The 26,780-nt window shown below is 62.2% G+C and carries 26 protein-coding genes, 1 other RNA gene and 1 riboswitch; of the genes, 13 read left to right on the top strand and 14 right to left on the bottom strand.

Going from position 1 to position 26,780, the window contains the following annotated elements; translation table 11 throughout:
* Positions 1–12: 12 nt before the first annotated feature.
* The 3 genes from AC3WOG_RS04550 to AC3WOG_RS04540 are packed head-to-tail and all read right to left on the bottom strand — an operon-like array spanning position 13 to position 3,830.
* Positions 13–852, bottom strand: coding sequence for an ABC transporter ATP-binding protein (locus tag AC3WOG_RS04550; RefSeq protein ID WP_492576878.1), 840 nt, complete (start codon positions 850–852; stop codon positions 13–15).
* Positions 849–1,895, bottom strand: coding sequence for a FecCD family ABC transporter permease (locus tag AC3WOG_RS04545; RefSeq protein WP_492576877.1), 1,047 nt, complete (start codon positions 1,893–1,895; stop codon positions 849–851). Before AC3WOG_RS04545 ends, AC3WOG_RS04550 begins: the two co-directional genes overlap by 4 nt.
* 27 nt (positions 1,896–1,922) lie before the next feature.
* The gene (locus tag AC3WOG_RS04540) at positions 1,923–3,830 is read right to left on the bottom strand and encodes a TonB-dependent receptor domain-containing protein (protein ID WP_492576876.1); all 1,908 of its coding nucleotides are present in this window, start codon (positions 3,828–3,830) and stop codon (positions 1,923–1,925) included.
* Between the two features lie 91 nt (positions 3,831–3,921).
* A riboswitch (cobalamin riboswitch) is annotated at positions 3,922–4,179 on the bottom strand.
* Between the two features lie 207 nt (positions 4,180–4,386).
* On the opposite strand from AC3WOG_RS04540, the gene AC3WOG_RS04535 reads away from it, so the two are divergent.
* The 5 genes from AC3WOG_RS04535 (at position 4,387) to AC3WOG_RS04515 (ending at position 6,829) form a co-directional block, all read left to right on the top strand.
* Positions 4,387–4,743, top strand: a complete 357-nt coding sequence (locus AC3WOG_RS04535) for an ATPase (protein WP_492576875.1) — start codon at positions 4,387–4,389, stop codon at positions 4,741–4,743.
* Positions 4,740–5,054 (top strand): cell division protein ZapA, encoded by a 315-nt coding sequence (locus tag AC3WOG_RS04530; protein ID WP_410836750.1) that lies wholly within the window; start codon positions 4,740–4,742, stop codon positions 5,052–5,054. Before AC3WOG_RS04535 ends, AC3WOG_RS04530 begins: the two co-directional genes overlap by 4 nt.
* 88 nt (positions 5,055–5,142) lie before the next feature.
* A non-coding RNA gene (gene ssrS / locus AC3WOG_RS04525) (6S RNA) lies at positions 5,143–5,324 on the top strand.
* A gap of 104 nt (positions 5,325–5,428) precedes the next feature.
* Positions 5,429–5,887: an EVE domain-containing protein gene (locus AC3WOG_RS04520; protein ID WP_410836749.1), complete on the top strand. Its 459-nt coding sequence runs from the start codon at positions 5,429–5,431 to the stop codon at positions 5,885–5,887.
* A gap of 210 nt (positions 5,888–6,097) precedes the next feature.
* Complete coding sequence (locus AC3WOG_RS04515) at positions 6,098–6,829, top strand: SIMPL domain-containing protein (RefSeq protein ID WP_492576874.1); 732 nt, start codon at positions 6,098–6,100, stop codon at positions 6,827–6,829.
* A gap of 162 nt (positions 6,830–6,991) precedes the next feature.
* Here the strand turns inward: AC3WOG_RS04515 and lgt are convergent, their stop codons facing one another.
* Together lgt and AC3WOG_RS04505 are read right to left on the bottom strand one after the other, a co-directional pair.
* Positions 6,992–7,897 (bottom strand): prolipoprotein diacylglyceryl transferase, encoded by a 906-nt coding sequence (gene lgt, locus AC3WOG_RS04510; protein ID WP_492576873.1) that lies wholly within the window; start codon positions 7,895–7,897, stop codon positions 6,992–6,994.
* Positions 7,898–8,013: 116 nt separating this feature from the next.
* Positions 8,014–8,994 carry a LysR family transcriptional regulator gene (locus AC3WOG_RS04505; RefSeq protein WP_492576872.1) on the bottom strand — a complete coding sequence of 327 codons (981 nt, stop codon included), beginning with the start codon at positions 8,992–8,994 and terminating at the stop codon, positions 8,014–8,016.
* Positions 8,995–9,195: 201 nt separating this feature from the next.
* On the opposite strand from AC3WOG_RS04505, the gene ilvD reads away from it, so the two are divergent.
* Both ilvD and AC3WOG_RS04495 read left to right on the top strand, forming a co-directional pair.
* Entirely contained in the window at positions 9,196–10,869 is a 1,674-nt protein-coding gene (ilvD, locus tag AC3WOG_RS04500; protein WP_341312954.1) for a dihydroxy-acid dehydratase, read from the top strand.
* 172 nt (positions 10,870–11,041) lie between these two features.
* Positions 11,042–11,380, top strand: a complete 339-nt coding sequence (locus AC3WOG_RS04495) for a c-type cytochrome (protein WP_492576871.1) — start codon at positions 11,042–11,044, stop codon at positions 11,378–11,380.
* A gap of 65 nt (positions 11,381–11,445) precedes the next feature.
* Here the strand turns inward: AC3WOG_RS04495 and AC3WOG_RS04490 are convergent, their stop codons facing one another.
* From AC3WOG_RS04490 to AC3WOG_RS04480, 3 genes are all read right to left on the bottom strand, one after another.
* On the bottom strand, positions 11,446–12,078 hold the full coding sequence (locus tag AC3WOG_RS04490; RefSeq protein WP_492576870.1) for a DUF2486 family protein: 633 nt from the start codon (positions 12,076–12,078) through the stop codon (positions 11,446–11,448).
* 99 nt (positions 12,079–12,177) lie between these two features.
* A complete protein-coding gene (locus AC3WOG_RS04485; protein ID WP_492576869.1) occupies positions 12,178–12,594 on the bottom strand; it encodes a DNA polymerase III subunit chi in 417 nt (138 codons plus the stop codon).
* Positions 12,595–12,637: 43 nt separating this feature from the next.
* Complete coding sequence (locus tag AC3WOG_RS04480) at positions 12,638–14,149, bottom strand: leucyl aminopeptidase (RefSeq protein WP_492576868.1); 1,512 nt, start codon at positions 14,147–14,149, stop codon at positions 12,638–12,640.
* Positions 14,150–14,286: 137 nt separating this feature from the next.
* Between AC3WOG_RS04480 and lptF the strand changes: the two genes are divergently transcribed.
* Genes lptF through AC3WOG_RS04465 form a run of 3 tightly spaced genes read left to right on the top strand, consistent with a single transcriptional unit; the run spans position 14,287 to position 16,919 of the window.
* The gene (gene lptF, locus AC3WOG_RS04475) at positions 14,287–15,387 is read left to right on the top strand and encodes an LPS export ABC transporter permease LptF (RefSeq protein WP_492576867.1); all 1,101 of its coding nucleotides are present in this window, start codon (positions 14,287–14,289) and stop codon (positions 15,385–15,387) included.
* A gap of 3 nt (positions 15,388–15,390) precedes the next feature.
* On the top strand, positions 15,391–16,539 hold the full coding sequence (gene lptG, locus AC3WOG_RS04470; protein ID WP_492576866.1) for an LPS export ABC transporter permease LptG: 1,149 nt from the start codon (positions 15,391–15,393) through the stop codon (positions 16,537–16,539).
* An 11-nt stretch (positions 16,540–16,550) separates the two neighbouring features.
* The gene (locus AC3WOG_RS04465) at positions 16,551–16,919 is read left to right on the top strand and encodes a sirohydrochlorin chelatase (RefSeq protein WP_492576865.1); all 369 of its coding nucleotides are present in this window, start codon (positions 16,551–16,553) and stop codon (positions 16,917–16,919) included.
* A 1,003-nt stretch (positions 16,920–17,922) separates the two neighbouring features.
* On the opposite strand, the gene cobA is transcribed toward AC3WOG_RS04465, so the two are convergent.
* From cobA to AC3WOG_RS04435, 6 genes are all read right to left on the bottom strand, one after another.
* Positions 17,923–18,678 carry a uroporphyrinogen-III C-methyltransferase gene (gene cobA / locus AC3WOG_RS04460; RefSeq protein ID WP_492579717.1) on the bottom strand — a complete coding sequence of 252 codons (756 nt, stop codon included), beginning with the start codon at positions 18,676–18,678 and terminating at the stop codon, positions 17,923–17,925.
* A gap of 54 nt (positions 18,679–18,732) precedes the next feature.
* Positions 18,733–20,049, bottom strand: coding sequence for a sulfate adenylyltransferase subunit 1 (locus AC3WOG_RS04455; protein ID WP_492579716.1), 1,317 nt, complete (start codon positions 20,047–20,049; stop codon positions 18,733–18,735).
* 57 nt (positions 20,050–20,106) lie between these two features.
* Positions 20,107–21,069 carry a sulfate adenylyltransferase subunit CysD gene (gene cysD, locus AC3WOG_RS04450; protein ID WP_492576864.1) on the bottom strand — a complete coding sequence of 321 codons (963 nt, stop codon included), beginning with the start codon at positions 21,067–21,069 and terminating at the stop codon, positions 20,107–20,109.
* A 113-nt stretch (positions 21,070–21,182) separates the two neighbouring features.
* Positions 21,183–21,929 (bottom strand): phosphoadenylyl-sulfate reductase, encoded by a 747-nt coding sequence (locus AC3WOG_RS04445; RefSeq protein ID WP_492576863.1) that lies wholly within the window; start codon positions 21,927–21,929, stop codon positions 21,183–21,185.
* The gene (locus AC3WOG_RS04440; protein ID WP_492576862.1) at positions 21,926–22,468 is read right to left on the bottom strand and encodes a DUF934 domain-containing protein; all 543 of its coding nucleotides are present in this window, start codon (positions 22,466–22,468) and stop codon (positions 21,926–21,928) included. Before AC3WOG_RS04440 ends, AC3WOG_RS04445 begins: the two co-directional genes overlap by 4 nt.
* 23 nt (positions 22,469–22,491) lie before the next feature.
* The gene (locus tag AC3WOG_RS04435; RefSeq protein ID WP_492576861.1) at positions 22,492–24,171 is read right to left on the bottom strand and encodes a nitrite/sulfite reductase; all 1,680 of its coding nucleotides are present in this window, start codon (positions 24,169–24,171) and stop codon (positions 22,492–22,494) included.
* Positions 24,172–24,390: 219 nt separating this feature from the next.
* Here AC3WOG_RS04435 and AC3WOG_RS04430 point away from each other — a divergent pair, with 219 nt between their 5' ends.
* The 3 genes from AC3WOG_RS04430 to AC3WOG_RS04420 are packed head-to-tail and all read left to right on the top strand — an operon-like array spanning position 24,391 to position 26,732.
* Positions 24,391–25,332: a CysB family HTH-type transcriptional regulator gene (locus AC3WOG_RS04430; protein WP_492576860.1), complete on the top strand. Its 942-nt coding sequence runs from the start codon at positions 24,391–24,393 to the stop codon at positions 25,330–25,332.
* Between the two features lie 33 nt (positions 25,333–25,365).
* Entirely contained in the window at positions 25,366–26,538 is a 1,173-nt protein-coding gene (locus tag AC3WOG_RS04425) for an ABC transporter substrate-binding protein (protein ID WP_492576859.1), read from the top strand.
* Entirely contained in the window at positions 26,535–26,732 is a 198-nt protein-coding gene (locus AC3WOG_RS04420) for a hypothetical protein (RefSeq protein ID WP_492576858.1), read from the top strand. The genes AC3WOG_RS04425 and AC3WOG_RS04420 overlap by 4 nt, the downstream gene beginning before the upstream one ends.
* Positions 26,733–26,780: the final 48 nt, after the last annotated feature.

The raw sequence follows: 26,780 nt of genomic DNA, 5'->3' as shown, positions 1-26,780 counted from the left end.
CTTATCAAGCGTTTAGGTTGCCCGAATGTCATAACCAGTAGGCGATTCGTGACGCGAACGCGGCGCGGGAATCAACGCCTCATGCTCACCGTCGCGAATCAGAATCAACGGATAGCCGAATGCACGGCTTGTCAGCTCGGGCGTCAGCACGTCATGCACCGGCCCGGCATAGGCACCGCCGTCGCCGTCGAGCAGCAGCGCATGCGTCGCGAAGCGGCGCCCGAGATTCAGGTCGTGACACGAAAACATCACTGTACGCTGAGGCTCGCGCGTCCAGGCGGTCAACGCGTCGAGGCAGTCGATCTGATGATGCAGATCGAGATGCGACAGCGGTTCGTCGAGCAGTAACAATGGCGCTTGCTGGCACAACACCGCGGCCAGCGCGACGCGTTGCCGTTCGCCGCCCGAGAGCGACAGCACGTCGCGCGCGGCGAACTCGGCAAGGCCTAGCGCATCCAGCGCGGCATGCGCGGCAGCGCGATCGGCCTCCCGCTCCCAGCCCCAGCCGGTCAGATGCGGAAAGCGGTTGAGCATCACGATATCGAGCACGCTCGCACTGAACGCATCGTGCGCGCTTTGCGGCATCAATGCGCGACGCTGCGCGAGCGGCAGCGCCTGCCAGTCGGAAAGACGCACGCCATCGAGTTCGACGTGCCCCGCCGACGGATGCGAGAGGCCGGCGAGCGTCGAGATCAGCGTCGTCTTGCCCGCACCGTTCGGGCCGGCGATGCACCAGATCTCGCCTTCGTAGAACGTATGCGTGAACGCATCGAGCAGTGTTCGCGAGCCGGCGCGCAACGTGACACGTTGCGCGCTGAGCGCGGCATGGGCGGAGTTGGGTGCTTGCATCATCGGCGCCTGCGCAACAGCATCCACAAAAACACCGGCACGCCGACGATCGAGGTCATCACACCGACCGGCAATTGCGCCGGCGCGATCACGGTACGCGCGATCAGATCGGCGCCCATCACCGCGACACCGCCACCGAGCGCGGCGGCCGGCAGCAGCATGCGCTGATCGTTGCCGAACGCGAGCCGCAGCATATGCGGCACCACCAGGCCGACAAAGCCGATGGTGCCGGCTGTCGTCACCGCCGCGGCCGCCGCCAGCGACGCTGCCAGATACACGCGCAAGCGCAGCGGCATCACCGCGACGCCGAGCGCCTGAGCGGCGGCATCGCCACGCAGCAGCACATTGAGCCGCGGCGCCGCGGGCACGATTACGATCAGCACGACCAGCAGCGCGGCGAGCGCCGTCCACGGCGTCGCGCCGCCGTTGAGGTCGCCGGTCAGCCAGAACAGCATGCCGCGCAGGCGATTGTCGGGCGCAATGTTAAGCAGCAACGTGATGACGGCGCCCCAACCGGCCGCGATCACCGCGCCGGTCAACAGCAAGCGCGGCGAGGTATCCTGCGGCTCGCCGCGCCACAACTCGCGGCGCGCCAGACCGAGCACCAGCAGGATCGACACGAACGCACCCGCGAACGCGCTTGCATCGACGATCCACCACGCGCAACCGGCGATCATCGCGACGAGGGCAAAAGTCGCCGCGCCGCCCGACACGCCTAACACGTAGGGCTCGGCCAACGGATTGCGCAGCAGCACCTGCAACAACGCGCCGGCTAACGCGAGCAACGCGCCGCACGCGAAGCCGGCCACCGCGCGCGGCAAACGCAGCGTGCGCACGATCTCGCCTGCAAGATCGGCTGACCCGACATGCGACGGCATGAGCGCCGCCAGCACGCGCGCGGGCGCGAGCGGCACGCTGCCGAGCGCGAGCGACGCCATCAGCACAGCCAGCGCGAGCACGGCAAGCACGAGCCAGATCGCGGCCGCGCGCTTCGCGCTCATGACGGGCATCGCCGTCGTGATCATCGGACCCGGGCTGCGGTTCATTCGCGCGATCTCAGGCAAGCGCGCCCGTCACTGCTGCTGCCAACCGACCGTGAGATACGCACCGCGCCGCGGCGAGTTATACGAGTAGGCCGTTTCATAGTCCTTGTCCAACAGGTTCTGGATTTGCGCGGCCACGTACCACGCCTTCGTGATGTTGTAGCGCGCCGACAGATTCACCACACCGTAGCCACCCAACTTGCCGCTGCTATCGTCGCGCGCGCCGCTGACGATCCACTCGCCGCCGACACGCCACCCCGCCATGCTGCGATTCACCGCCAGCGACGCGAAATGCCGCGCACGCCGCACGAGGTCGACATCGTTGTCGAGATCGACGGGATTTTGCAGCGTCGCCGCCGCGCGCACGTCCGTCTTGCCGAGATGACCGCTCCACGATCCCTCGACCCCCTGCACCTTCGCATGGCCGACGTTCTCCGCCAGATAGATGCCCGGCGTGACCTGCCGGTAGTCGATCAGATTCGAATAGCGTGTCTGGAACGCGCTCAGGCGCATCACGCCGAGCGCAGTCGACGCGTACTGCAACGCCGCTTCGATCGAATGACTGCGCTCAGGCTGAATCGACGGATTGCCGCTGATCGGATAGTACAGATCGTCGAAGCTCGGCGCGCGAAACGCATCCGAATAGCTTGCGCTCACCTTCCAATGCTCGGTGATGTCGAAGCCGTAGCCGAGATAGTAACTGTTCGCCCCGCCGAAATCGGAATACTGGTCGCGCCGCACGTTGGCCTGAATCTGGCTGCGCCCGAAGCGCCCCGTATAGCCGGCGAAACCCGAATTCACATGCCGGTCGGGGGCCGCGAACGTGTCCGAGTCGAGGCGCTGATCGAGATGCTCATAGCCGACCCGCAGCTTCTGCTGCGCGGCGAGCGCGAAATCGTTCTGCCACGTGTACTGGCGATTGTCGGTATCGAAGCGGCCGTTGTACACGCCGTTGGTGTTCGACACGCTGCGGTCGTCGCCTTCGGAGACGATAACGTGGCTGGTCCACCAGTCGGTCACCTTGCCGTTGGCGAACACCGACATTTGCCGCACTTTGCTATACAGGTTGTTCAGATCGGTCGGCACGCCGTACGCGTTATCGTAGCTATTGTTGCCGTTCGACTGGAAATACGTGACGCCTGCGTCCCACTTGTCATTGAACTTGTGACGCAACGAGGCGGAGATGCTCTCGTTCAGATAGCCGTTCGCATTCGGATTTGCGTTGGGCGCCTTACCCGGATTGAGCGACGAGAAGCCGTCGTCTTTCGCGCGCGCGAGAGAAACGCTGAAGGTGGTCTTGCCGTCTTTATCCAATGCGCCGTTCACGCCGGCCTGTTGCGTCTGCGTGTGATAGCTGCCGTAGCCCACCGAAAAATTGAAGCGCGGCGGATGATCGCCCCCGTCTTTCGTGAACACCTGCACGACGCCGCCGATTGCGCCCGAGCCGTATAACGCGGACACATTGCCGTTCACCACTTCGACGTGATCGACCTGATCGAGCGGGATCTGCGCGAGTTGCGGCGCACCGAGACTCACCGAGTCGACCCGCACGCCGTCGATCAGCACCAGCGATTGGGTCGACGATGCACCGCGCAGGAACAGGCTCGCGGTCGAACCAGGGCCGCCCGTGCGCGAGATTTGCGCGCCGGGTGCGCGTTGCAGCAGACCCGGCAAATCGGTCGCGGTCGCGTCGGCGATATCTTGCTGATCGAATAGTGTGGTCTGCGGGATCGTATCGGCGAGCGGCTGCGGCCCGCGCCCGGCGGTGACCACAACGGGCGACAACACCGTGGGAAAAGAACTCGCCGTGCCGGTATCCGACGAACTCACTGAAGAAGTAGCTGAAGAAGAAACCGAAGAAGACGCAGCCTGAGCGTGCGCGACGAGCGGCAGGCCCGCAAAGGCGAGCAACGCCGCGCGAGCGATGGGGGACAGCATGGGACGATATTCCTGTGGATAGCGTGCGCGGCCCGCTTCCCCGCAGGCCGATGCGTAACGAGGCGCCCGCGCTTTTTACGAATTTGCGCGGGACGGACCTCTCCCTCTGGCCGGTATCCGGGCTGGCGACACATCGATCCCACCTTCCCACGCGTGACGCGCAGTGGCACACTCGCGTGTTTAACTTCGAACACACGATCAGGATCGACCTGCATGACGACATGCGGTCGCTTACCGTTGCGGGGGCAGCGCAGGCTGGCGTGTTCAGGCGAACGTCGCGCCCTGCTTCCCGTTTAACTGCGCGCACTGTCGAAAAGCACGCGCGGGCACCAAAGTGCGGCCAGTTTAGGAGCGCCCCCCGGGTCCGTCAAGAATGGTTAATCCGTGCTCGATCTGTTCGGTTAAGTGCGGATTATTGTTCGATGCAGGCGTCGTTTTTCGTCATATGGTCGATAAAAGGCGGCACAAAGCGAGGTTGTTACGTCTCGAAACGAGACAATTGTCGGAACCTGCGACATTCCGCGCTAAAATGCGAGGTCTTTAGAGGACGCAGCACATGCTCACCGAACTCGAAACACTTTCACAAAATATCGGCAAGCTGATTGCGATCAGCCAGCGCCACAATGAAGCGCGACTCGCGCTCGAAGAGCAGCTCGCCCAAACGCGCGCCGAGGCGGAGGCCACACGTACTGAACTCGCGTTGCTGCGCGAGGAACGCGATGCGCTGCAAGCGGAACGCGACGCGCTGTCGGCGAAGATCGACGACGCACAGGTACGCCTGAATGCGATTCTCGAAAAACTGCCGCGAGCACGCGCGCAGACCGAGCCTGATAATCAGCTCGACCTGCTCGAACCCGCACAGCACGAGGTCGAAGCGGACAGCGCCGCCACCCGCCACGGAGAAAATGCATGACCACCAAGCAGATCGAAGTATCGATTCTCGGCGTGCCGTATCGCCTCGCCTGCTCGCCGGAAACCGAAGCAGCACTGCTCGAGGCGGTGGCGCGCGTGGACGCCGAAATGTCGAAGATCCGCAATAACAGCAACGTGCGCGGCACGGATCGCATTGCCGTCATGGCTGCGCTGTCGCTGGCATCGGAACTGCTTAAGCTGCAAACGAGCGTGCGACACGGAGAAGCATTTCCCGCTGAGGAAATCCGGCGTACAATGCGCCAAATGAACGAACAACTGGGTACTGTGATTCAGCAGTACAGCATGCAGTAAGTACTAGTGGCCGGTCCTGAGACCGGCTGCCGATTCAAACAAAATGCATGAGCAAAGACTCAGCAAGTGTTTGAGTTCAATCGGTTTAGCTTCCCTGCCTGGTTCGCCAAGGTCATATATTCCTTGAACCAATGCCATGTGCACGGTTGTGGAAATTTGTAGCACGGGTGTGCGCGTCACTCTGTCTGATGTACCCGAAGTGCTGCTAACTGCGACCAATTCTGAACCCCCGGTTCAGGATGCCGGCCTAGCGGCTAAGGCGGGGACCTTATTTAGAACGGCATCGGACTTTGGTTCGGTGCCGTTTTTCTTTGGGCGGTAGGTTCCTTCGCGTTTCTTTCGCATCTTCACCTTCCCAAGGTTCAATTCGATTCATGCGCTACTGGCTAATGAAGTCCGAACCGGACGAAGCAAGCATCGACCATCTCGCCAACGCACCGCAACGCACGTTGCCGTGGACCGGCGTGCGCAACTATCAGGCGCGCAACTTCATGCGCGACATGATGCAGGTCGGCGACGGCGTGCTGTTCTATCACTCGAGTTGTCCGGAGCCGGGCATCGCGGGACTCGCCGAAGTGTCGTCCACCGCTTATCCGGATCCGACGCAGTTCGACAAGAAGAGTCCCTACTACGATCCGAAGTCGTCGCAGGAAACGCCGCGCTGGCTGCTCGTCGATGTGGTGTTCAAGAAGAAGATCCCTTTGATTCCGCTTGCCGCGTTGCGCGAGCATGAAGAACTCGCGGACATGCGTGTGCTGGCGAAGGGCAACCGTCTGTCGATCACCCCGGTGACCGAAGCCGAATGGCGCTTCATCACAAAGCGGCTTGTTTGAAGCTGCATTTGCACGTGCGACGGGTTGTCGCTGCCTCACCTGCAAAACAGAAGCAAACCAGGACCCCAAACGTTGAAGCAACGTCAAATTGGGGAACCAAGCCGAGGTTACAAGCGCCTAACGGACTCGCAAACGAGACCTGCAAACGCCGTGCCATTGCATCCCGTTCGCATCAATCGCGCATAACCTGTTCAAGCATGGAGTCCATGAATGACAAAAAACACTGCACGTGCACTCGCACTCGCTCTTGTGTGCGTGGCCCCTGCCGCCCTCGCATTGACGCCGGCCATGGCGCGCGCCCAAGGCGTGACGCAATATCAGCCGGCCGGCGTGCTGTCGCTGAATGCACAGGCAAGCGCGGACGTGCCGCAAGATGTCGTCGACATCACGCTGTTTTATGAGCAGCAAGCGAGCGATCCGTCGGCGCTCACGTCAACGCTGAATCAGCACGCCGATTCGGCGCTGCAAAAGGCCAAGGGTGTGAATGGCGTGACCGCGCGCACAGGTTCGTTCTCGATCTATCCGTCCACCGACCGCGACGGCCGCATTTCCGCATGGCGCGGCCGTACGGAAGTCGTGCTCAAGTCGCACGACTTCGCCGCCGCGTCGAAGCTCGCTGGTGAGATGGCATCGATCATGCAGGTCGGCAACGTGCAATTCTCGTTGTCGCCCGAAGCTGAGCGCGCCGCCGAACAGAAGCTCACCGGCGAAGCAATCAAGTCGTTCCGCGAGCAGGCTTCTTCGTCGGCGCAGGCGTTCGGCTACAGCGGCTATTCGATTCGCGAAGTCAACGTCGGGCACAACGGCATCATGCCGCGTCCCATGATGATGATGAGCGCACGCGCAATGAGCGCCGACGCGAAGGCCTCAGCACCGGTGCCGATCGAAGGCGGCACGTCCACGGTGACGGTCAATGTGTCGGGCTCGGTGCAGATGAAGTAACGCGCTGTACGCTGTACGTACCTGCTGTAAAAGAAAACGCCACGGCGAGCCGTGGCGTTTTTCATTGGCTACGATAAATCGTAGCGTTAGTTCGTGCTGACCGCCCGCGCCGGCTCACGGCGCGCATGACCCTAGAATCACACAAACGACAAACCGTAGTGATCAGTTTGCACCGGCCGCCTGAGCCTGCTGACGGCGCGCGCGGCGATACGCCCACACCAGCATGACGATGCCCGCGAGAATCATCGGCAGCGAGAGCCATTGGCCCATCGAGAGGCCCATTGCCAGAAGCCCAAGGAAATCGTCCGGCTCGCGCGCGAACTCCACCGTGAAGCGCGCGAGCCCGTAGCCGATCAGGAACACCGCCGAGATCGCGCCCATCGGCTTCGGTTTGCGCGAGAAGAAAAACAGCACGAAGAACAACGCGACGCCTTCGAGCGCAATCTCATACAACTCCGACGGATGGCGCGGCAGCATGTGATATTGCGCAAACACTTCGTTCAGATGCCACTGCGCGGCCAGTTGCGGATGCGCGGTAAGCCACGCGGCGTCGTCGGGCGCGGCGCCCGGAAACAGCATCGCCCACGGCGCCGTCGGATCGGTCACGCGCCCCCACAATTCGCCGTTGATGAAGTTGCCGAGGCGCCCTGCCGCGAGCCCCGTCGGCACCATCGGCGCGACGAAATCGGTGACTTGCAGCCACGAGCGCTTGCGTTGATACGCGAACAGCACCATCGCCAGCGTCACGCCGAGGAAGCCGCCGTGAAACGACATGCCGCCTTCCCACACCTTGAAGATGTCGAACGGATGCGCGAAATAAAAACTCGCCTTATAGAACAGCACATAGCCGAGCCGGCCACCGAGAATGGTGCCGATCACACCGTAGAACAGCATGTCGTCGATGTCTTTGGCGGTCCAGCCTTGCGCGGCGACGTACGGCAAACGCAGCCGCAACCGGCCGACGACGATCGCCGCGATAAACGCGACGAGGTACATCAGTCCATACCAGCGCACAGCGAGCGGCCCCAGATGAATGGCAACGGGGTCGAAATTCGGGTGAATGAGCATCGTGTTGTTATGGGCAGTTCAGGTTCAGAAGCGGATTTTCCAGTAGCGGGCGGCGCGCGCATCATGCTGCGGCGCATGCATTGGACGGTTCGGCGTGAAATGCGTTCGCGACGCGCCTAGCGAGGCAACCCAGGCAGCGCAACAACCTGCGCCTCGAGCGTGGCCGCATGCGCGCGCACGATCTCGATGAAGCCGGCCAACACCGGGCTCACCTCCGCCGTGCGCCAGACGAGTCCCGTCTCGATCGCCGGCACCGACTCGGAGAGCGGCCGGTACACGACGCCGGTGCGGCGCAGATTACGCAACGATTGCGGCACCAGTGCGACACCCATTCCGGCCGACACGAGGCTCACGATCGTCTGCATCTGAATCGCCTCCTGGCCGACCCGGGGCGCGAGGCCCGCCACGCCGTAGCAATCCATAATGATGTCATAAAAGCCTGGCGCCAGACGTCTTGGGAAGATGACGAGCGGCGCATCGGCGACGTCGCGCAGGCTAATCGGCGTGTCCAGCCACTCGGCGCGCGCTTCGGCCGCGCCGCCCACGCGCGCCGCCATGTCCGACGACATCGCGATCACCAGCGGTTCGCGCGCGATCGGCAGCCATGAGAGCTGGGTGGCATGCCGCGACGGCAGCGGCGCGATCACCAGCCCCGCATCGATGCGCCCGGCCACCAGTTCGTCGACCTGCACGTCGCTGGTCGCCTCGGTCAACTCCAGCCGCACGCGCGGATGACGCGCGCCGAAATCGCGCAGCAACAGCGGCAGCAGGCCGTAATCCGCCGTGGAGACGAACGCCAGCGACAACACGCCCGCCTCGCCGCGCACCAGACTCTGCGCCAACGGCCGCAGCCCCTCGGCGCTCGCCAGCAGGCGCTGCACTTCGGGCAGCAGATCGGCGCCCACCGGCGTCAGTTCGACCGAGCGCTTGGTGCGCGCGAACAGCGCGACGCCGAGCGTCTCCTCCAGCGCGCGAATCGCTTGCGACAACGGCGGCTGCGTCATCGAGAGGCGCGCGGCCGCCCGTCCGAAGTGCTTTTCTTCGGCGACGGTAACGAAATAGCGCAACTGGCGCAGGTCAGGCGTGACGGGCAACATGATTAATATATTTTACGACCTAATCCAGGCTGAATAATATATTGGACACGCGCTTCGCAAAACTGCATCCTTGCGCGACGCGTCGGAACTAAACTGGACTGACGTAGCCGGCGAGCCTCCCGCCGCGCGCGACGCACCGAAACAGCAAAGCGCGCAGCGAACCCGCCGCACAGATCAAAACAAAACAGATTGGAGTTCCCCATGGCATACAACCGTCGTTCGAAGAACATCACGCAAGGCGTGGCGCGTTCGCCGAACCGCTCGATGTACTACGCACTCGGCTATCAGAAGGAAGATTTCGACAAGCCGATGATCGGCATCGCCAACGGTCACTCGACCATCACGCCGTGTAACGCCGGCCTGCAGCGTCTGGCCGACGCGGCAGTCGTCGCGGTCAAGGGCGCCGACGCGAATCCGCAGATCTTCGGCACGCCGACGATCTCGGACGGCATGTCGATGGGCACTGAAGGCATGAAGTACTCGCTGGTGTCGCGCGAAGTAATCGCCGACTGTATCGAGACCTGCGTACAAGGCCAATGGATGGACGGCGTGGTCGTGATCGGCGGCTGCGACAAGAACATGCCGGGCGGCATGATCGGCCTCGCGCGCATGAACGTACCGGGCATCTACGTGTATGGCGGCACGATCCGTCCGGGCAACTGGAAGGGTACGGACCTGACCATTGTGTCGTCGTTCGAAGCGGTCGGCGAATTCACGGCAGGCCGGATGTCGCAGGAAGATTTCGAAGGGGTCGAAAAGAACGCATGCCCGTCGACGGGTTCGTGCGGCGGCATGTACACCGCCAACACGATGAGCTCGTCGTTTGAAGCACTGGGCATGTCGCTGCTGTATTCGTCGACGATGGCCAATCCGGACCAGGAAAAAGTCGACTCGGCGGCCGAATCGGCGCGCGTGTTGGTCGAAGCGGTCAAGAAGGACCTGAAGCCGCGCGACATCATCACGAAGAAGTCGATCGAAAACGCCGTGGCCGTGATCATGGCGACCGGCGGTTCGACCAACGCCGTGCTGCACTATCTGGCGATCGCGCACGCGGCCGAAGTGGAATGGAGCATCGAAGACTTCGAGCGCATGCGCAAGAAAGTGCCGGTGATCTGCAACCTGAAGCCGTCGGGCCAGTTCGTCGCGACCGATCTGCATAAGGCAGGCGGCATTCCGCAAGTCATGAAGATCCTGCTGGACGCAGGTCTCTTGCACGGCGATTGCATCACGATCACCGGCAAGACGCTGGCCGAAGAACTGAAGGACGTGCCGAGCAAGCCGCGCGCCGATCAGCAGGTGATTTTCCCGATCGAGAAGGCGCTGTACAAGGAAGGCCACCTCGCGATCCTGAAGGGCAACCTGGCACCGGACGGCGCGGTCGCCAAGATCACCGGCCTGAAGAACCCGGTCATCACCGGCCCGGCCCGTGTGTTTGACGACGAGCAAAGCGCACTGGAAGCGATTCTGGCCGACAAGATCAAGGCCGGCGACGTCGTCGTGCTGCGCTACCTCGGTCCGAAGGGCGGCCCCGGCATGCCGGAAATGCTCGCCCCCACGTCGGCGATCATCGGCAAGGGCCTCGGCGAAACCGTGGGCCTCATCACCGACGGCCGCTTCTCGGGCGGCACGTGGGGCATGGTGGTCGGTCACGTTGCACCGGAAGCGTTTGTGGGCGGCACGATCGCATTCGTGCAGGAAGGCGATTCGATCACGATCGATGCGCACAAGCTGCTGCTGCAACTGAACATCGACGACGCCGAACTGGAACGCCGCCGCGCCGCATGGCAAGCACCGAAGCCGCGTTACACGCGTGGCGTGCTGGCGAAGTACTCCGCGTTGGCGCTGCCGGCCAACAAGGGCGCTGTCACGGGCTGACCGCGCATCGAGCACGCGCAGATCCGCCTCGGTTTGAGGCGGCTTCGCGCCCCCCCCCGGCGCTACAAAAAAGCCACATAAGAGCGCAAAGGGGCGCACGGAAAACCGTGCGCCCCTTTCCTTTTATAATGCCTGCACCACGAGTCGGGCACCTGCACCGACGGAGACCATAATGAAATCAATGTCGTATGCAGCGCTGGCGGTAGCCGGTGTGTTGATCGCCGCGTCAGGCGCGGGCAGTTCGGCGCACGCGGAGGCCGCTCAAGGCCTCGCGCTTGCCCAGCAGCAGAACTGCATGAGCTGTCACTCGGTGACGCGTCCATTCATGGGGCCGGCGCTGCACGATGTCGCCGCGAAATATTCCGGGCGCGAAGATGCCGCTGCCTATCTGAAGCACAAGATTATCGATGGCAGCACGGGCGTGTGGGGAGCGGTGCCGATGCCCGCGAATACGCAACTCACGCCCGATCAGGCAGCCACGCTGGCGAGCTGGGTATTGACGCTTAAATGAAGACGCTTAAATGAAGACGCTTAAATAAAAAAGGCGCGTGGATAAAGACGCGCCCTCTTCCCTGTTTAAGCGCTACCCGAGCGCCGCGCGAGCTCTTCCTCTACCGCTTCACGTACCCAACCGGTCATTTCCGCCTCCAGCGTCAGCGCCACTTCGCGCGTGATCTGGTTGACGAGCCATGCGGTGTGCTCCTGCAACGCGTCTCGGCAGCGCGCTTCGATAAGGCCGCGCCCCTCTCCCGCCAGAAAGCGCTCAAACCTTCCGCGCAGACGTTCGGTGATCGCATCGGCATCGAGATTCGCATGAGCCGGTGCCGGGGCCTCGTGCACGAAATCCGGCGGCACGACCGCACCGGCCTCGATCGGCGCACGCGGCTCAGCCCGATCGAACACCCCCGCCGACGGCGCTGCGAACGCGGGCTCGTGCCCGTGCCCCGCCTCAATGGCTTTCGATGACCTATGCGGCTTTTTTGCACGTACATGCGGTTCCGGCGCGAGCGTGGGCTCGGTTGCATGCGCGGGTTCCGCTGCAAGGGTCGGTTCCTGCGCAAACGTCGGTTCTTGCGCAGCGGCGGATTCTTGCGCCGGTTGTGTCGACGGTGCGGCCGTATCGCTTTGCGCGTGGCGCGCCTGAGCGGGATCGCCCTGCACGAGAATCTCGTGCAGCACGGGGATCGAAGTATCGTGGGGATCGGACACGCGCAGCCTCCGTTTGGTGGGTCGAAGCTGAGGCAGACCGCGCACGCGCCGCATTCGACACGATAAGACACGAAGATACGACGCGACGCGGGATGAAACCTAGCTGCCTTGCTTGTAGTTGTTCAAAGCATAGCCGCGATCGCGGTAGAAACGATAGCGTTCGCGGCCCGCTGCGAGTTCGTCGTGTGCGTTGCCGACCACTTCCAGCAATCTTTCGAAGCGCGCGAACTGCGCCGGCACCGACGCGCCGAGATTGAGCAACACCTGATGGTGCGGCACATCATCGAGACTCGACGTCAGCACGATCGGCGTTTCTCCGGCGAGCGGCGAGCCCGCCATGCAGTGCGGCACGAAGTCGAGCGGCGAGAATGTCCACAGCTGTTCGTCGAAAGCCCGCAAGCGCGGCGGCTCGGCCAGCACAATGGTCGGCTGGCCCGCCTGATACGCCTTGCGGATCAGGCGGCACGCATACAGCAACGAATCGCCGACGTTCGAGTGAAAGTCGATTCTCGTCATCGGCGGCTCCGCTTTGCGTCTACAGCAACTTTACTGCAATGCGTCATTGTGCGGCGCGGTCGATCAGGAACTGCGCGAGCAACGGCACCGGACGGCCGGTGGCGCCCTTCGCCGCGCCGCTCTTCCACGCCGTGCCGGCGATGTCCAGATGCGCCCACGGATACGCTTCGGCGAAGCGCGACAGGAAGCACGCCGCCGTCACGCTGCCCGCCGGACGGCCGCCGATATTGGCGAGGTCCGCGAAGTTCGACTTGAGCTGCTCCTGATACTCCTCGTCGAGCGGCAGACGCCAGGCCGGATCGGACGCTTCACGCGACGCGTCGAGCAGTTCGCCCGCCAGCGCGTCGTCTTTCGAGAACAAACCGCTGTTGTGATGGCCCAGCGCGATGATGCAGGCGCCCGTCAGCGTGGCGATGTCGATCACCGCTGCCGGCTTGAAGCGCTCGGCATAGGTCAGCGCGTCGCACAGGATCAGCCGGCCTTCGGCGTCCGTGTTCAGCACTTCGATCGTCAGGCCCTTCATGCTGGCGACGATGTCGCCCGGCTTGGTGGCGGTAGCCGACGGCACGTTCTCGACAGCCGGAACGATGCCGACCACGTTGATCTTCAGGCCCATTTCCGCGACTGCGCGCAACGTGCCCAGCACCGAACCGGCGCCGCACATGTCGTACTTCATCTCGTCCATGCCTTCGCCCGGCTTGAGCGAGATGCCGCCGGTGTCGAACGTGACGCCCTTGCCGACCAGCACCACCGGCGCGGCTTTCGCGGCGCCGCCGTGGTACTGCAGCACGATGAACTGTGCCGGTTCGACCGAGCCGGCCGTGACCGACAGGAACGAGCCCATCTTGAGCGCTTCGCACTGCTTTTCGCCGAGCACTTCGACCTTCAGCTTCCAGTCTTTGGCGAGCTTCTTCGCGGTGTTGGCGAGGTAGGTCGGCGTGCAGACGTTGCTCGGCAGGTTGCCGAGGTCGCGCGTCAGATCCATGCCGTTGGCAAGCGCGGCGCCCTGCTTCGCGGCGAGCTTGGCGGCTTTCTCGTCGCCGGTATTGATGCTGAAGACGATGCGCTTCAACGCGCGCGCCGGGTTGTCCGGCTTGCTCTTCATCTGCGCGAACTTGTAGGTCAGCTCGCGCAGCGCGAGGATCGCGGCGCGCACGCCCCAATCGGCCGAGCGCTCGAGGATCGGCAATTGTGCGAGCGTGAAGGTAACCTGGACGATCTTGGTGCCCAGCAAGGCGCGCCAGGCGGCCCGCACGGCTTCGCCGTAGGCTTTCTGGCTGAAAGCATCCTGTTTGCCGAGGCCGACCAGCAGCACGCGCGAGGCGCCGATGCCAGACACTTCGTGCAGGAACAGCGTGGTGCCGGCCTTGCCGTCCATGTCGCCGGCTTTGATGATGCGGGTCAACAGGCCCTTGGTGGCCGCGTCGATTTCCAGCGCAGCGCCCGAGAGCGTTTGCGACTCGAACACGCCGATTACGATGCAATCGGATTTCCCGGTCAGGAAACCGTTTGACGAGCCTTTGGTCCAATCACAGGCTTTTATGCTAAAGTCCATCGCGCTTGTCCTCGGATAAAATCTGGGCTTAGGATGAAAGCCGCAATTATCCGCTATTTTTCCCGCGGCGGCTGCACCGGGGGCGTGACGGGAAGCAATCCGCGCGCCACTGAGAGCGCCCCCTCTCATCATCAATAATGATCTTCGAACGCTCCCTCCAGCGCGAACTCGCGTATACGGCTGGTGCCGTGTTCATGGTTCTCCTCACGCTCGTGCTGACGACGATGATGATCCGCATCGTCGGCTTCGCGGCCTCGGGCGAGATCGATCCGCGCGACGTGCTGGTGCTGATCGGCCTGACCGTGATCGGCTATGTGGCGATCATGCTCGTCGCGACCCTGTTCGTGTCGATCCTGTTCGTCCTGACGCGGTGGTACAAAGACTCCGAGATGGTCGTGTGGCTGTCCTCGGGTGTCAGTTTGACCCGCTTCGTCAAGCCGATCGGTATTTTCGCCACGCCGATCATCGTCCTTATCATGTTCTTTGTATTCGTCGGCTGGCCGTGGTCGAATCAGCAGAGCAAGCTGATCCGCGCGCGCTTCCAGCAGCGCGACGAGGTCTCGCTGCTGGCGCCGGGCCAGTTCCGCGAGTCGGCCACCAGCCACCGGGTGTTCTTCATCGAGAAGATGTCGCCCGATCAGGGGCACGTCGAGAACGTGTTCGTGACCAGCACCGAGAACGGCAAGGTCAACGTGGTGGTGTCGAAGAACGGCCATACCGAGACGCATAAGAACGGCGACCGCTTCGTGGTGCTGGAAAACGGCCGCCGCTACGACGGCGAACCGGGGCACCCGGATTTCCGCATCATGGAGTTCGAGCGCTATGGCGTGAAGATCCAGAGCCAGCCGGTCGTCAGTACGCCGACCACCACCGGCACGCCGACGCTCGATCTGTTCCGCAATCCGACCCGCGAAAACCTCGCCGAATTTGCATGGCGCGCGGGGCTGCCGCTGATCGCGATCAACCTGATGCTGCTGGCGATTCCGCTTGCGCACCAGAACCCGCGGCGCAGCCGCACGATCAATCTGGTGATGGCCGTCCTGATCTATCTGACGTATTCGAATCTGTTGAACGTGGTGCAGTCGTGGATCGAGCAAGGCAAGATGTCGTTCGGGGTTGGGCTCGTGAGCTTGCACATCGTGGTGGCGGTGATCGTCGCGTTCATCTTCTGGCTGCGCGTGCGCAATCGGCCGCTGTTCACGCGGGCGATGTTCAGCCGTTCGTCGCAGGGAGCCTGACCGATGCGCATCTATGAAAAGTACTTCGCGCGTCAGGTTTACCTCACGTTCGTCTTTATTCTGTTCGCGTTTTCGGGCCTGTTCTTCTTCTTCGACCTGATCAACGAACTGAACTCCGTCGGCCATGGCAACTACAAGTTCCAGTACGCGGTGCTGCGCGTCGCCTTGCAAACGCCGTCGCGTTTCTACGAAATCATTCCGGTGGCTGCGCTGATCAGCGCGATCTACGTGTTCGCGCAGATGGCGGCGAACTCTGAGTACACGATTTTCCGCGTGTCGGGCCTCGCGACCAATCAGGCGCTGCGCTCGCTGCTGAAGATCGGCATTCCGCTGGTGTTCCTGACCTACCTGATCGGTGAAGTAGTCGGTCCGTACACGGATCAGTTGTCGGAGCGCGTACGGCTGGAGGCGCTGGGGTCATCGGTATCGAGCAATTTCGAGTCGGGCGTCTGGGTGAAGGACACGCTCACCGCGCGCGCGGACGGCGAGCAGGTGACGCGCTTTGTGAACGTCGGCGAGTTGAAACCCGACGCGACCATCAGCAACGTGCGGATTTACGAGTTCGATTCGAAGTTCCGGCTCTCGAACGTGCGGATGGCGAAAAGCGGCACGTACCAGCCGCCGGGGCATTGGCAACTGACCGGCGTGACCGATACCCAGTTGTTCGACGTCCCCCCTCCTCCGGGCACCCCGGCTGATGCGTTGAATCCGGTGTATCGCGCGAAGCAGGTGGTATTGCCCGAGTATTCGTTGCGCTCGGAACTGACGCCGCAGATTTTGTCGGTGCTGCTGGTGTCGCCCGACCGGATGTCGATGTTCAACCTGTTCCGTTACATCCAGCATTTGACCGAGAATCGCCAGGACACCCAGCGGTATGAGATTGCGCTGTGGCGCAAGCTGCTGTATCCGTTTGCGGTATTCGTGATGCTGGTGTTGTCGTTACCGTTTGCGTATTTGCATACGCGGGCCGGCGTGGTTGGCGTGAAGGTTTTCGGCGGGATTATGCTGGGGATGAGTTTTCAGCTGTTCAATACGCTGTTCTCGCATATCGGCACGTTGAATACCTGGCCGGCGCCTTTGACTGCGGCTACGCCTGGGTTGGTGTATCTGGTGCTGGGGCTGGTTGGGTTGAAGTGGGTTGATCGCCATTAGGAGCCTTTGTCATGGCTGCACATGGGATGGTGTTGTTCGCGCATGGCGCGAGAGATGTTCGCTGGCGCGAGCCGTTTGAGAGGTTGGCCGATAAGGTTCGAGGTAGTGCTGCCGCTGGGCCGGTGTTGCTGGCTTTTCTCGAGTTGATGGAGCCTGATCTGCCTACCGCTGTGGGTTCTCTTGTCTCCGACGGGTGTTCTGTTGTTACCGTCGTGCCGGTGTTTTTTGGGCAAGGTGGGCATGTTAGGGCGGATTTACCTGCGGTGGTTGAGCGCTGTCGCGGGTTGTATCCCTCTGTTGAGATTCGGTGTGCCACCGCCGTTGGCGAGGATGATTCTGTTCTCGATGCAGTGGCTAGTTATTGCCTTCGGCAGGTTTGAGTTGTTTTGCGCGTAGCGGCTGGATGGGTTGTTTGCCTACGGCGTTGGGTTTTGGTTGAGCTTGTTTGCCTGCGCGGCGCTTACCTCTGTGTGCCTGCGCGGCGCTATTGGTTGTTCGCCTGCGGCGTTGGCCTTTCCTTGCTTTCTTATCGGTTTATTAGCGTTCCCCCTGTGCGGGGGAGCACCTACTTTTCTTTGCCTGCCGCAAAGAAAAGTAGGCAAAAGAAAGCGGCTTTACACCGCCAGCTCTTAAGCGGGTCCCCTGGCTTGGAGGAGGCAGTGGAGCATCTGGAATCGGTGTTCTCGCACACTCCGCGTGAGTGACAAGGCCGTCATTCTTCCGGCGACGCTACGCGCGCCGTGGCGGCACTTCTCAACACCGTTTGGGCATGTGCGCTTCCGGCATTATCCTTCCCGCCTCGCACTACGTGCTCGCCGGAACGGTCCGCTGAGGAAACCGGTGGTTTCGTTTGTGCGCGGTAGGGGGCATCGGCTTCGCCTCGGCGTGATGCCAAGACAGATGAAGGGCGATCGTGCTGCGACAGGTGAAAGCTCTATGCACGTGCCGCCCACCGCGCCACAGCAAGTGCAGGCTCCGACACCGACGGGTGGTTTTGTGAAGTCCCACAGGGCACAAAAATGGCGGGCGATTTAATGAAGTACCGCCACGGCGCGCGCAGCGCCGCCGGAAGTATGACGGCCTTGTCACCAGCGCGGAGTGCGCGAGAACACCGATTCCAGATGCTCCACTGCCTCCTCCAAGCCAGGGGACCCGCTTCAGAGCTAGCGGTTTGAGCCGCTTTCTTTTGCCTACTTTTCTTTGCGGCGGCAAAGAAAAGTAGGTGCCCCCCCGCACAGGGGGAAAGCTAATAAACCAATATCAATTCAAGGAAAGGCCAACACCGTAGGCACACAGACAGAAAGCGCCGCGCAGGCAAAGAAATCAAGGGAGAGGCAACGCCGTAGGCAAACAACCCAACCAGCCGCTACGCGCAACAAAACATCAGGCAGCGACTAACATCCCATCCGCGGAGCGGACAACACCCTGCTGCCGGGCAGCAAAAGCCTCCCCGATCATCAGCAAACTAGGCTGCGAATCATCAACCCACTTTTGCGCTTCGCCGCAGGCGAGTTCTTCAAGCGTGAGGGTGAGCGTCCGCTCGCGATCCGTACTACACGCCTCAACAATCGCCACAGGCGTAGAAACAGCGCGTCCAGCATCGATCAATTGCTGAGCAATCTCAACACCGCTATCGCGGCCCATATAGAACACGAGAGAATCCGCATTAACCTGCTCACGAATCTCATCGGACCCGGGAGCCCGGCTAAAAGTAGCCAACGCCACGCTACGCGAAACCCCACGCAGGGTAAGAGACCGTTTCAACGAAGCAGCACTAGCCAGCGCAGCCGTAATACCGGGCACGACCTCGTACTCGATACCAGCGGCTTCAAGCGCCCGCATCTCCTCATCCGCACGCCCGAACAACATCGGATCGCCGCCCTTCAGGCGAACCACCACGTCATGCTCGAGAGCAGCATCCACAATCTGCTTGTTGATGAACTGCTGCGCCGTCGAAAGCTGTCCGCACCGCTTACCAACAGCAATCCGCCGCGCATGAGAAGGCGCATAGTCGAGCATCGCGGGCTCGACCAGCGCGTCGTGCAGCACAACATCAGCGGCGCCCAGCAGCCGCGCCCCACGCACCGTAATGAGGTCCGCAGCACCCGGCCCTGCGCCGATCAAATAAACCTTACCCATTTGCATCAACCTGTTCGTTAGGGCACTGACGGTGCGCGGCTACGCGTCGCTCGCTTACGCCGAAAACGCCCGGATCATGCCGGCCGCAACCGTGTGGTGCGTCGCTTCGTCGATCAGCACGAATGCACCCGTGCCCTGATGCGAGTCGTACACGTCGCACACCAACGGCTTTTGCAACGTCAACGCCACGCGGCCGATGTCGTTCATCGCCAGTTCCTTGCGATCGGTCGCCTGCGACAGCGTATGCACGTCGAGCACTTCCTTGATCGCACCGATCCGCGCAAACACGGTGTTGGTGGTCTGCTTCAACAGATACTTGCGTTGCGTCGACAGCGGCGTGTCGTCGAACCAGCACAGGTCGGCTTCCAGCTTCTTCGCCGGCTCCGGCGCCGCTTCGCTCAGCACGAACGTATCGCCGCGCGACACGTCGACGTCTTCCGCCAGACGGATCGTCACCGTTTGACCGGCAAACGCGCGGTCCACTTGCGCCGTGCCGCCCGTCACCGGCGCGATGATCTCGGCAACCGTCGCTTCGCGATTCGCCGGCAGCACGACGATCGGGTCGCCGACCTTCACTTCGCCCGCTTCGATACGGCCCATGTAGCCGCGGAAATCGTCGGCCTGGCTGCCGTCCTGACGTGCCACCCACTGCACCGGGAAACGCAGCGCCTGGCCCGTCGGAATCTCGACCGGCAACGCTTCGAGCAAGTCCAGCAGCGGTTCGCCCGCATACCACGGCATGCTTTCGCTAGCGGTCACGATGTTGTCGCCCTTGAGCGCCGACACCGGCACGAAGCGCACGTCGTTCAGGCCCAGTTGACGCGCGAGCTCCACATACGCGTCGCGGATCTCGTTGAAGCGCGCTTCGCTGTAGTCGACCAGATCCATCTTGTTGATCGCGACAATCGCGTGCTGCAAGCCGAGCAATTTGACGATCGCGCTATGGCGCTTGGTTTGCGGCAGCAGTTGCGCGACGCCGTCGACGAAAGTCACACGCGTCGCGTCGACCAGAATGATCGCCGCATGCGCGGTCGATGCACCCGTCACCATGTTGCGCGTGTACTGCTCGTGGCCCGGCGTGTCGGCGATGATGAACTTGCGCTTGGCCGTCGCGAAGTAACGGTACGCGACGTCGATCGTGATGCCCTGTTCGCGCTCCGCCTCGAGGCCGTCAGTCAACAGCGACAAATCGATTTCGTCCCCAACGGTGCGCTTATTCTTCGCGCGCGACAGAGCGGAGAGCTGGTCGCTCAACACAGCCTTGCTGTCGTACAGCAGGCGGCCGATCAACGTGCTCTTGCCGTCGTCGACGCTGCCCGCAGTAATGAATCGCAGCACGCCGAGGTCTTCTGGTTGATGAATATTCATGATGTTCCTTGTCCCTCTATCGACCGGAGTTAGTGCAAAGCACTTACTCCGGTCCCATGCTTAGAAATAACCTTGCTTCTTACGCTGTTCCATCGCGGCTTCGGAGACCTGATCGTCCATCCGCGTCGCGCCGCGTTCCGTGATTTCGGTCACGGCCGTTTCGGCGATGATCTTCTCGAGATCGTCGGCGTCGCTTTCCACCGGGCACGTGCAGCTGATGTCGCCCACGGTACGGAAACGCACCAGCGCGGTTTCGCTGGTCTCGCCTTCACGCATCGGCGTGAGCGGCGTGACCGGCACCAGCAGGCCGTTGCGACGAACGATCTCGCGTTGATGCGCGTAATAGATCGACGGCAGTTCGAGTTGCTCGCGGGCGATGTACTGCCACACGTCGAGCTCGGTCCAGTTCGAAATCGGGAACACGCGCAGGTGTTCGCCGTTGTGCAGGCGCGCGTTATACAGGCTCCACAGTTCCGGGCGCTGCGCCTTCGGATCCCATTGGCCGAATTCGTCGCGGAACGAGAAGATCCGTTCTTTCGCACGGGCCTTTTCTTCGTCGCGGCGCGCGCCGCCGATCAGCGCGGTGTATTCATGTTCAGCGATCGTTTCGAGCAGCGTGACGGCTTGCGCGGCGTTACGCGAATCCGTTTCGCGACGCAGACGCACGGTGCCGCGCTTGATCGAATCTTCAACGTGACCCACCACCAGCTCAGCGCCGATTTCTTTCGCGCGGCGATCGCGGAAGTCGATCACTTCGTCGTAGTTGTGACCGGTGTCGATATGCACGAGCGGGAACGGCAGCACGGTCTTGCGGTTCGCGCCGAGGCCGAATGCCTTCAGCGCGAGGTGCAGCACCACGACCGAGTCCTTGCCGCCCGAAAACAGCAACGCGGGCTTGCTGCATTCGGCGACCAGTTCGCGCAGGATGTGAATCGACTCGGCTTCGAGCCAGTCGAGGTGATCCATCCGGTTCGCCGTGTTGGCAAGCGGAGCGTTGAGAGTGGAATCGAGCGTGGTGCTCATGTTTGGGTCCTTCGTTGGTTCGCTCGGCGGGCGGTTGCTCGCCGAGCGGAAGTATTCAAATCGGTATGTGCGGCGTTCAGATCAAAAGGCAAGACCTGAAATACCCAGATGCGTCAGGCCGAAGCGTTTTCGCTGCTGCTGAAAGGGATCGGCGTAATCGTCGTGATGTGCAGCCCGCATTCCTTCGTATCGCGCGACTCCCACCACCAGCGCCCTGCCCGGCTGTCTTCACCGGGACGGATCGCACGCGTACAGGGTTCGCAGCCGATGCTCGGATAACCGCGCGCATGCAGCGGATTGACCGGCACGTCGAACGCTTTCAGGTAGTCCCACACTTCGGTCTCGGTCCAGTCCGTCAGCGGATTGAACTTGGCGATGTTGCGCGCGGCGTCGTGCTCTTCCTCGTGCAATTCGGCACGCGTCACCGACTGCTCGCGGCGTTGGCCGGTCACCCATGCGCTGACGTCCGACAGCGCGCGGTTCAGCGGCTCCACCTTGCGGATTTCGCAACAGCGCTTGCGCAAATCGACGCTTTCGTAAAACGCGTTCAGACCATGCGACCCAACATATTCTTCAACCGCAGCAGCTTGCGGATGAAACTGTTCGATCTCGTAGCCATAGCGCTCTTTCACGCGATCGAGCATGCCGAGCGTTTCCGCATGCAGACGGCCCGTATTCAGCGAGAAGATGCCGATCTTTACCCCGCGCGAGAGGATCGCGTGGGTCAGCAGCATGTCTTCCGCAGCGAGGCTGCTGGCGAGCTTCACGTTCGCATGACGCGCGGCGATCGAATCGAGCAGCGCATCGAGGCGCTCGATCTTCGCAGCGAGTTCCGGCGTAAGCGATTGTGCGTCGCTCATGCTGAGGCCTTTTCCAAAGCCGCAGCCGCGCGGCGGCGGAACAGCGGCGAAGGATTATCCACCGCACCCTGATACTGCACGCTGAATTCGTCGAACGCCTTGAGCGCGTCGTTGAAGTCTTTGTCTTCACGCAGCGCGTAAGCGTCAAAACCGCAGCGGAACATGAACGTCAGTTGATCGCGCAGCACGTCGCCGATCGCGCGCAGTTCGCCCTTGTAGCCATAACGCTCGCGCAACAGGCGGCCGATGCTATAGCCACGGCCGTCGCGGAACACCGGGAAGTCCACGCCGATCAGCGCGATCTTGTCGAAGTCGCCGACGAGATCCGCCGGTTCGCTGTCCGGCGCAAGCCACACGCCGATCTCAGCCGCGCTGCGCGAGGCGATCAGCGCATCGCGCGCAGCCTGCCACAACGCGAGCGGCACCAGCACCTTGCCGGCCGGCAAGGCATCCACTGCGGGCAAGCTGCCGTCTTCCGCTGCGCGCACTACCGTCCAGTCATCGTTGACGATCGCGCGATTCTTGATGATAGAAGCCATCTGTTCAGTATCCTTTTTCGCGGTTACGCGTGAGCCGGTTGACGCGAGGCGTACACACGTTCCTTGAACGGGGTGATGCCGATGCGGTTGTACGTTTCGATGAAGCGCTCGCCCTCAAAGCGGTTTTCCACGAACGTATCGATCACTTTGCTCATCACGTCCGGCATCTCTTCCGCCGAGAACGACGGGCCGATCACGCGGCCAAGATGCGCGCCGGTCGCGCCCGTGCCCTGCTCGCCGCCGAGCGTCACCTGATACCACTCGGAGCCGTCCTTATCGACGCCCAGAATGCCGATGTTGCCGACGTGGTGGTGGCCGCACGCGTTGATACAACCCGAGATGTTCAGCGACACGTCGCCGAGGTCGTACACATAGTCGAGGTCGTTGAAGCGCTCCTGAATCGCCAGCGCAATCGGAATCGACTTCGCATTCGCGAGCGAGCAGAAATCGCCGCCCGGGCACGCGATGATATCGGTCAGCAAGCCGATGTTCGGCGTCGCGAAACCTTGCGCCTTGGCCTTTTCCCACAGCGTGAACAGATCGCGCTTTTTCACGTTCGCGAGAATCAGGTTCTGTTCGTGCGACACGCGGATTTCGCCGTACGAGTACTCGTCGGCCCAATCGGCGACCGCTTCCATCTGCGCGTCGGTGGCGTCGCCCGGGGCGATCGTGGCCGGCTTCAGCGACAAGGTCACCGAAGCGTAGCCCGACACCTTGTGCGGGCGCACATTGCGTTCGACCCAACGGGCGAATGCCCGGCTTTCCAGCAGATGATTCTCGAACGATGCATCCGTATCCGGCAGCTTGTCATACACCGGCGGCTGGAAGTATTGCGACACGCGCTCGACTTCCGCTTGCGTCAGCGTCGAAGGACCGTCCTTCAGGTGCTGCCATTCTTCCTCGACCTGCGCCGAAAATTTCTCCGGGCTCAACGCCTTCACGAGAATCTTGATGCGCGCCTTGTAGATGTTGTCGCGGCGGCCGTAGCGGTTGTACACGCGCAGCACGGCTTCGCAGTACGTCAGCAGATGCTGCCACGGCAAATCCTGACGGATGATCGCGCCGATGATCGGCGTACGGCCCATGCCGCCGCCGGCCAGAATGTCGGCTACCAGCTCGCCCTGTTCGTTCTTCTTCAGATACACGCCCATGTCGTGGATCTGCACGGCGGCACGGTCTTCCTTCGAGCCTGACACGGCGATCTTGAACTTACGCGGCAGCCACGCGAATTCCGGGTGGAACGTCGACCATTGACGCAGGATTTCAGCCCACGGACGCGGATCGACCACTTCATCGGGCGCCACGCCGGCGAACTGGTCCGCCGTGATGTTGCGGATGCAGTTACCCGAGGTCTGGATGCCGTGCATCTGCACCGCCGCGAGCTTGCGGAGAATTTCCGGCGTTTCTTCGAGCTTGATCCAGTTGTACTGGATGTTCGAGCGCGTCGAAAAGTGGCCATAGCCGCGGTCGTGTTCGCGCGCGATCTGCGCGAGCACGCGCATCTGGTCGCTGCGCAGGTTGCCGTACGGAATCGCAATGCGGTGCATGTACGCGTGACGCTGCATGTACAGGCCGTTCTGCAGGCGCAGCGGACGGAACTCCTCTTCGCTCAATTCGCCCGACAGCCGGCGGCGAACCTGGTCGGCGTATTGCGCGACCCGTTCGTCGACGATGGTCTGGTCGTACTGATCGTATTGGTACATTCGGGGACCCCAATTTTTTGCGTGATACACGGCAGTCCGGTTCCGCCGCGCCCTGGATATCTCGATTTGTCAGCTCAGACGAGTCAGGGTTTAGACCTATCTCTCATTTGCTTATAACAAATACAGATATCCATATTGAAAAAGATGGACAGATCGTAATAAACTCGCCTTATATTTCAAACGACTAAAAAATTCTTTTTATATGCGGAGAGGTTATATATGAACCTGCACCAATTCCGCTTCGTCCGCGAGGCCGTGCGGCAGAATTTCAACCTCACCGAAGCGGCCAAAGCGCTGTTTACAAGCCAGCCGGGCGTCTCCAAGGCGATCATCGAGCTGGAAGACGAGTTGGGCGTCGAAATCTTCACGCGGCACGGCAAGCGCGTGCGCTCGCTGACCGAGCCGGGGCGCATTATCCTGCAGTCGGTCGAGAAAATCTTGCAGGAAGTCGAGAGCCTGAAGCGGGTCGGTAAAGATTACGCGGCTCAGGATCAGGGCAATCTGGTGATCGCGGCCACCCACACCCAGGCGCGCTACTCACTGCCGGCCGCCATCGCCGAATTCAAGAAGCGCTTCCCGAAAGTGCACCTTTCAATTTTGCAAGGCAGCCCGACCCAGGTGGCCGAGATGGTGATCCACGACCAGGCCGATCTCGCCATCGCGACCGAAGCGATCTCCAACTATAAGGAACTGGTGTCGCTGCCGTGCTTCCAGTGGCACCACGTCGCGGTGATGCAGCCGGACCACCCACTGCTCGACCGCAAGCTCTTGTCGCTGGACGATCTTACTCAGTACCCGCTCATTACGTATGACAACGCGTTCGCCGGCCGCACCAAGATCAACGAGGCGTTTCGCCTGCGCGGCCTGCATCCGGACATCGTGCTCGAAGCGATCGACGCCGACGTGATCAAAACCTACGTCGAACTGGGTCTGGGCGTCGGCATCATGGCGGATATCGCGTTCAATGCCGAACGCGACCGCCATTTGCGCGCGATGCCGGTCGGCCACCTGTTCGGCAGCAATGTCACGCGGGTCGCACTGAAACAGGGCGCGTATCTGCGCAGCTATGTGTATACGCTCGTCGAACTGTTGTCGCCGAGCATGAACCGCAAGCTGATCGAGCAGGCGCTCAAGGGCGAACACGAAACCTACGAGCTTTGACATCACCACGCTTCCCGCTACGGAGATCTTTCGATGACGTCGCATAAAAACAAACCACGGACCACACTACGCGGCCTCGCCGCTCTCGGCGCGCTCCTGCTCGCCACCGCAGCACACGCCGACCTCAAGGTCGGTATCGACCTGTCGAGCACCGGCCCCGCGGCCGTGATCGGCATCACCAGCAAGAACGCGATGCTGATGTGGCCGGGTACGATCGCCGGCCAGAAAGCCGACTACATTTTCCTCGACGACGCGTCCGACCCGGGCGCCGCGGTCCGCAACATCCGCAAGCTGATCAACGAAGACCACGTCGACGTGATCGTCGGCCCGAACATTACGCCGGCAGCGATGGCCGCGCTCGATCCGGTCGCCGAAAGCCAGACGCCGATGATCACGCTGATCGGCTCGGCGAGCGTGGTCGAGCCGCAGGAAGGCAAAAAGGTGTGGGCCTACAAGATGGCGCAGACCGACAGCGCGATGGCCGACGTAATGACGCGCTACATGTCGAACCACAACGTGAAGACGGTGGGCTTCATCGGTTTCGCGGACGGCTACGGCGAAAGCTGGCTCAACGAATTCAGCAAGTTCGCCGCGTTGCGCCACATCCAGATCGTCGCGACCGAGCGTTTCAACCGCACCGACGCCAGCGTCACCGGCCAGGTGCTGAAGCTGATGGCCGCCAGGCCCGACGCGATCCTGATCGCGGGCGCCGGTACGCCGACCGTGCTGCCGCAGCGCACGCTGGTCGAGCGCGGCTTCAAGGGCCCGATCTATCAGACGCACGGCATCGCGACGCCCGAGTTCATCAAGCTGGGCGGCAAAGATGTGGAAGGCACGCTGTTCCCGACCCAGCCGGTCGTGGTCGCGCGCACGCTGCCGGCCGATCATCCGGCGAAGAAGGCGGCGCTCGCGTTCGTCGACCAATATGAAGCGAAATACGGCCCGGGCAGCGTCACGCAGTTCGCCGGCGATGCGGCGGGTGTGTATCCGCGCCTTCAGGACGCCGTTGCGCGCGCGCTGAAGACAGCCCAGCCGGGCACGCCGGCTTTCCGCACGGCGTTGCGCGACGAACTGGAGCATGCGCATGAACTGGTCGTGCCGAACGGCGTGGTGAACACCAGCGCGAAGGATCACGTCGGTCTGGATCAGCGCGCCAGCGTGATGGGCGTGATCAGGAACGGCAAGTTCACCTATCTGAGTCAATGAGCGAGTCAATCGGCATGCCCGCGACCCGACGAAACCGTTCGGGCGGCGAGCAGCGCGTGCCGCTGGGGCAGACGGTGATCGGCGGCGTGCTTATGTCGTCGACTCTGACGCTGGTGGTAGTGCCGGTGGTGCATACGGTGCGGGTGGATTGGGCGGATTGGCTGCGGCGCACATTCCGGCGCAAGCCACAATGAAGCAACGACGCGTACCGCTTCTGAAGTTGTTACAGTAGAAGTCTTTCC

The sequence above is a fragment of the Paraburkholderia sp. FW306-02-B genome (assembly GCF_058782725.1).
Note: the sequence above shows the minus strand (reverse complement) of the source record. Positions and strands in the feature narration are given on the sequence as shown.

Coding starts and splice junctions, on each gene's coding strand:
- cobA (WP_492579717.1), bottom strand. CDS start 18,678: ATGGGTAAGGTTTATTTGATCGGCGCAGGGCCGGGTGCTGCGGACCTC.
- AC3WOG_RS04495 (WP_492576871.1), top strand. CDS start 11,042: ATGAAATCAATGTCGTATGCAGCGCTGGCGGTAGCCGGTGTGTTGATC.
- AC3WOG_RS04435 (WP_492576861.1), bottom strand. CDS start 24,171: ATGTACCAATACGATCAGTACGACCAGACCATCGTCGACGAACGGGTC.
- AC3WOG_RS04505 (WP_492576872.1), bottom strand. CDS start 8,994: ATGTTGCCCGTCACGCCTGACCTGCGCCAGTTGCGCTATTTCGTTACC.
- AC3WOG_RS04445 (WP_492576863.1), bottom strand. CDS start 21,929: ATGAGCGACGCACAATCGCTTACGCCGGAACTCGCTGCGAAGATCGAG.
- AC3WOG_RS04530 (WP_410836750.1), top strand. CDS start 4,740: ATGACCACCAAGCAGATCGAAGTATCGATTCTCGGCGTGCCGTATCGC.
- lgt (WP_492576873.1), bottom strand. CDS start 7,897: ATGCTCATTCACCCGAATTTCGACCCCGTTGCCATTCATCTGGGGCCG.
- lptG (WP_492576866.1), top strand. CDS start 15,391: ATGCGCATCTATGAAAAGTACTTCGCGCGTCAGGTTTACCTCACGTTC.
- AC3WOG_RS04480 (WP_492576868.1), bottom strand. CDS start 14,149: ATGGACTTTAGCATAAAAGCCTGTGATTGGACCAAAGGCTCGTCAAAC.
- cysD (WP_492576864.1), bottom strand. CDS start 21,069: ATGAGCACCACGCTCGATTCCACTCTCAACGCTCCGCTTGCCAACACG.
- AC3WOG_RS04550 (WP_492576878.1), bottom strand. CDS start 852: ATGATGCAAGCACCCAACTCCGCCCATGCCGCGCTCAGCGCGCAACGT.
- AC3WOG_RS04420 (WP_492576858.1), top strand. CDS start 26,535: ATGAGCGAGTCAATCGGCATGCCCGCGACCCGACGAAACCGTTCGGGC.
- AC3WOG_RS04440 (WP_492576862.1), bottom strand. CDS start 22,468: ATGGCTTCTATCATCAAGAATCGCGCGATCGTCAACGATGACTGGACG.
- AC3WOG_RS04515 (WP_492576874.1), top strand. CDS start 6,098: ATGACAAAAAACACTGCACGTGCACTCGCACTCGCTCTTGTGTGCGTG.
- AC3WOG_RS04520 (WP_410836749.1), top strand. CDS start 5,429: ATGCGCTACTGGCTAATGAAGTCCGAACCGGACGAAGCAAGCATCGAC.
- AC3WOG_RS04430 (WP_492576860.1), top strand. CDS start 24,391: ATGAACCTGCACCAATTCCGCTTCGTCCGCGAGGCCGTGCGGCAGAAT.
- AC3WOG_RS04485 (WP_492576869.1), bottom strand. CDS start 12,594: ATGACGAGAATCGACTTTCACTCGAACGTCGGCGATTCGTTGCTGTAT.
- AC3WOG_RS04425 (WP_492576859.1), top strand. CDS start 25,366: ATGACGTCGCATAAAAACAAACCACGGACCACACTACGCGGCCTCGCC.
- AC3WOG_RS04545 (WP_492576877.1), bottom strand. CDS start 1,895: ATGAACCGCAGCCCGGGTCCGATGATCACGACGGCGATGCCCGTCATG.
- lptF (WP_492576867.1), top strand. CDS start 14,287: ATGATCTTCGAACGCTCCCTCCAGCGCGAACTCGCGTATACGGCTGGT.
- AC3WOG_RS04540 (WP_492576876.1), bottom strand. CDS start 3,830: ATGCTGTCCCCCATCGCTCGCGCGGCGTTGCTCGCCTTTGCGGGCCTG.
- AC3WOG_RS04535 (WP_492576875.1), top strand. CDS start 4,387: ATGCTCACCGAACTCGAAACACTTTCACAAAATATCGGCAAGCTGATT.
- ilvD (WP_341312954.1), top strand. CDS start 9,196: ATGGCATACAACCGTCGTTCGAAGAACATCACGCAAGGCGTGGCGCGT.
- AC3WOG_RS04465 (WP_492576865.1), top strand. CDS start 16,551: ATGGCTGCACATGGGATGGTGTTGTTCGCGCATGGCGCGAGAGATGTT.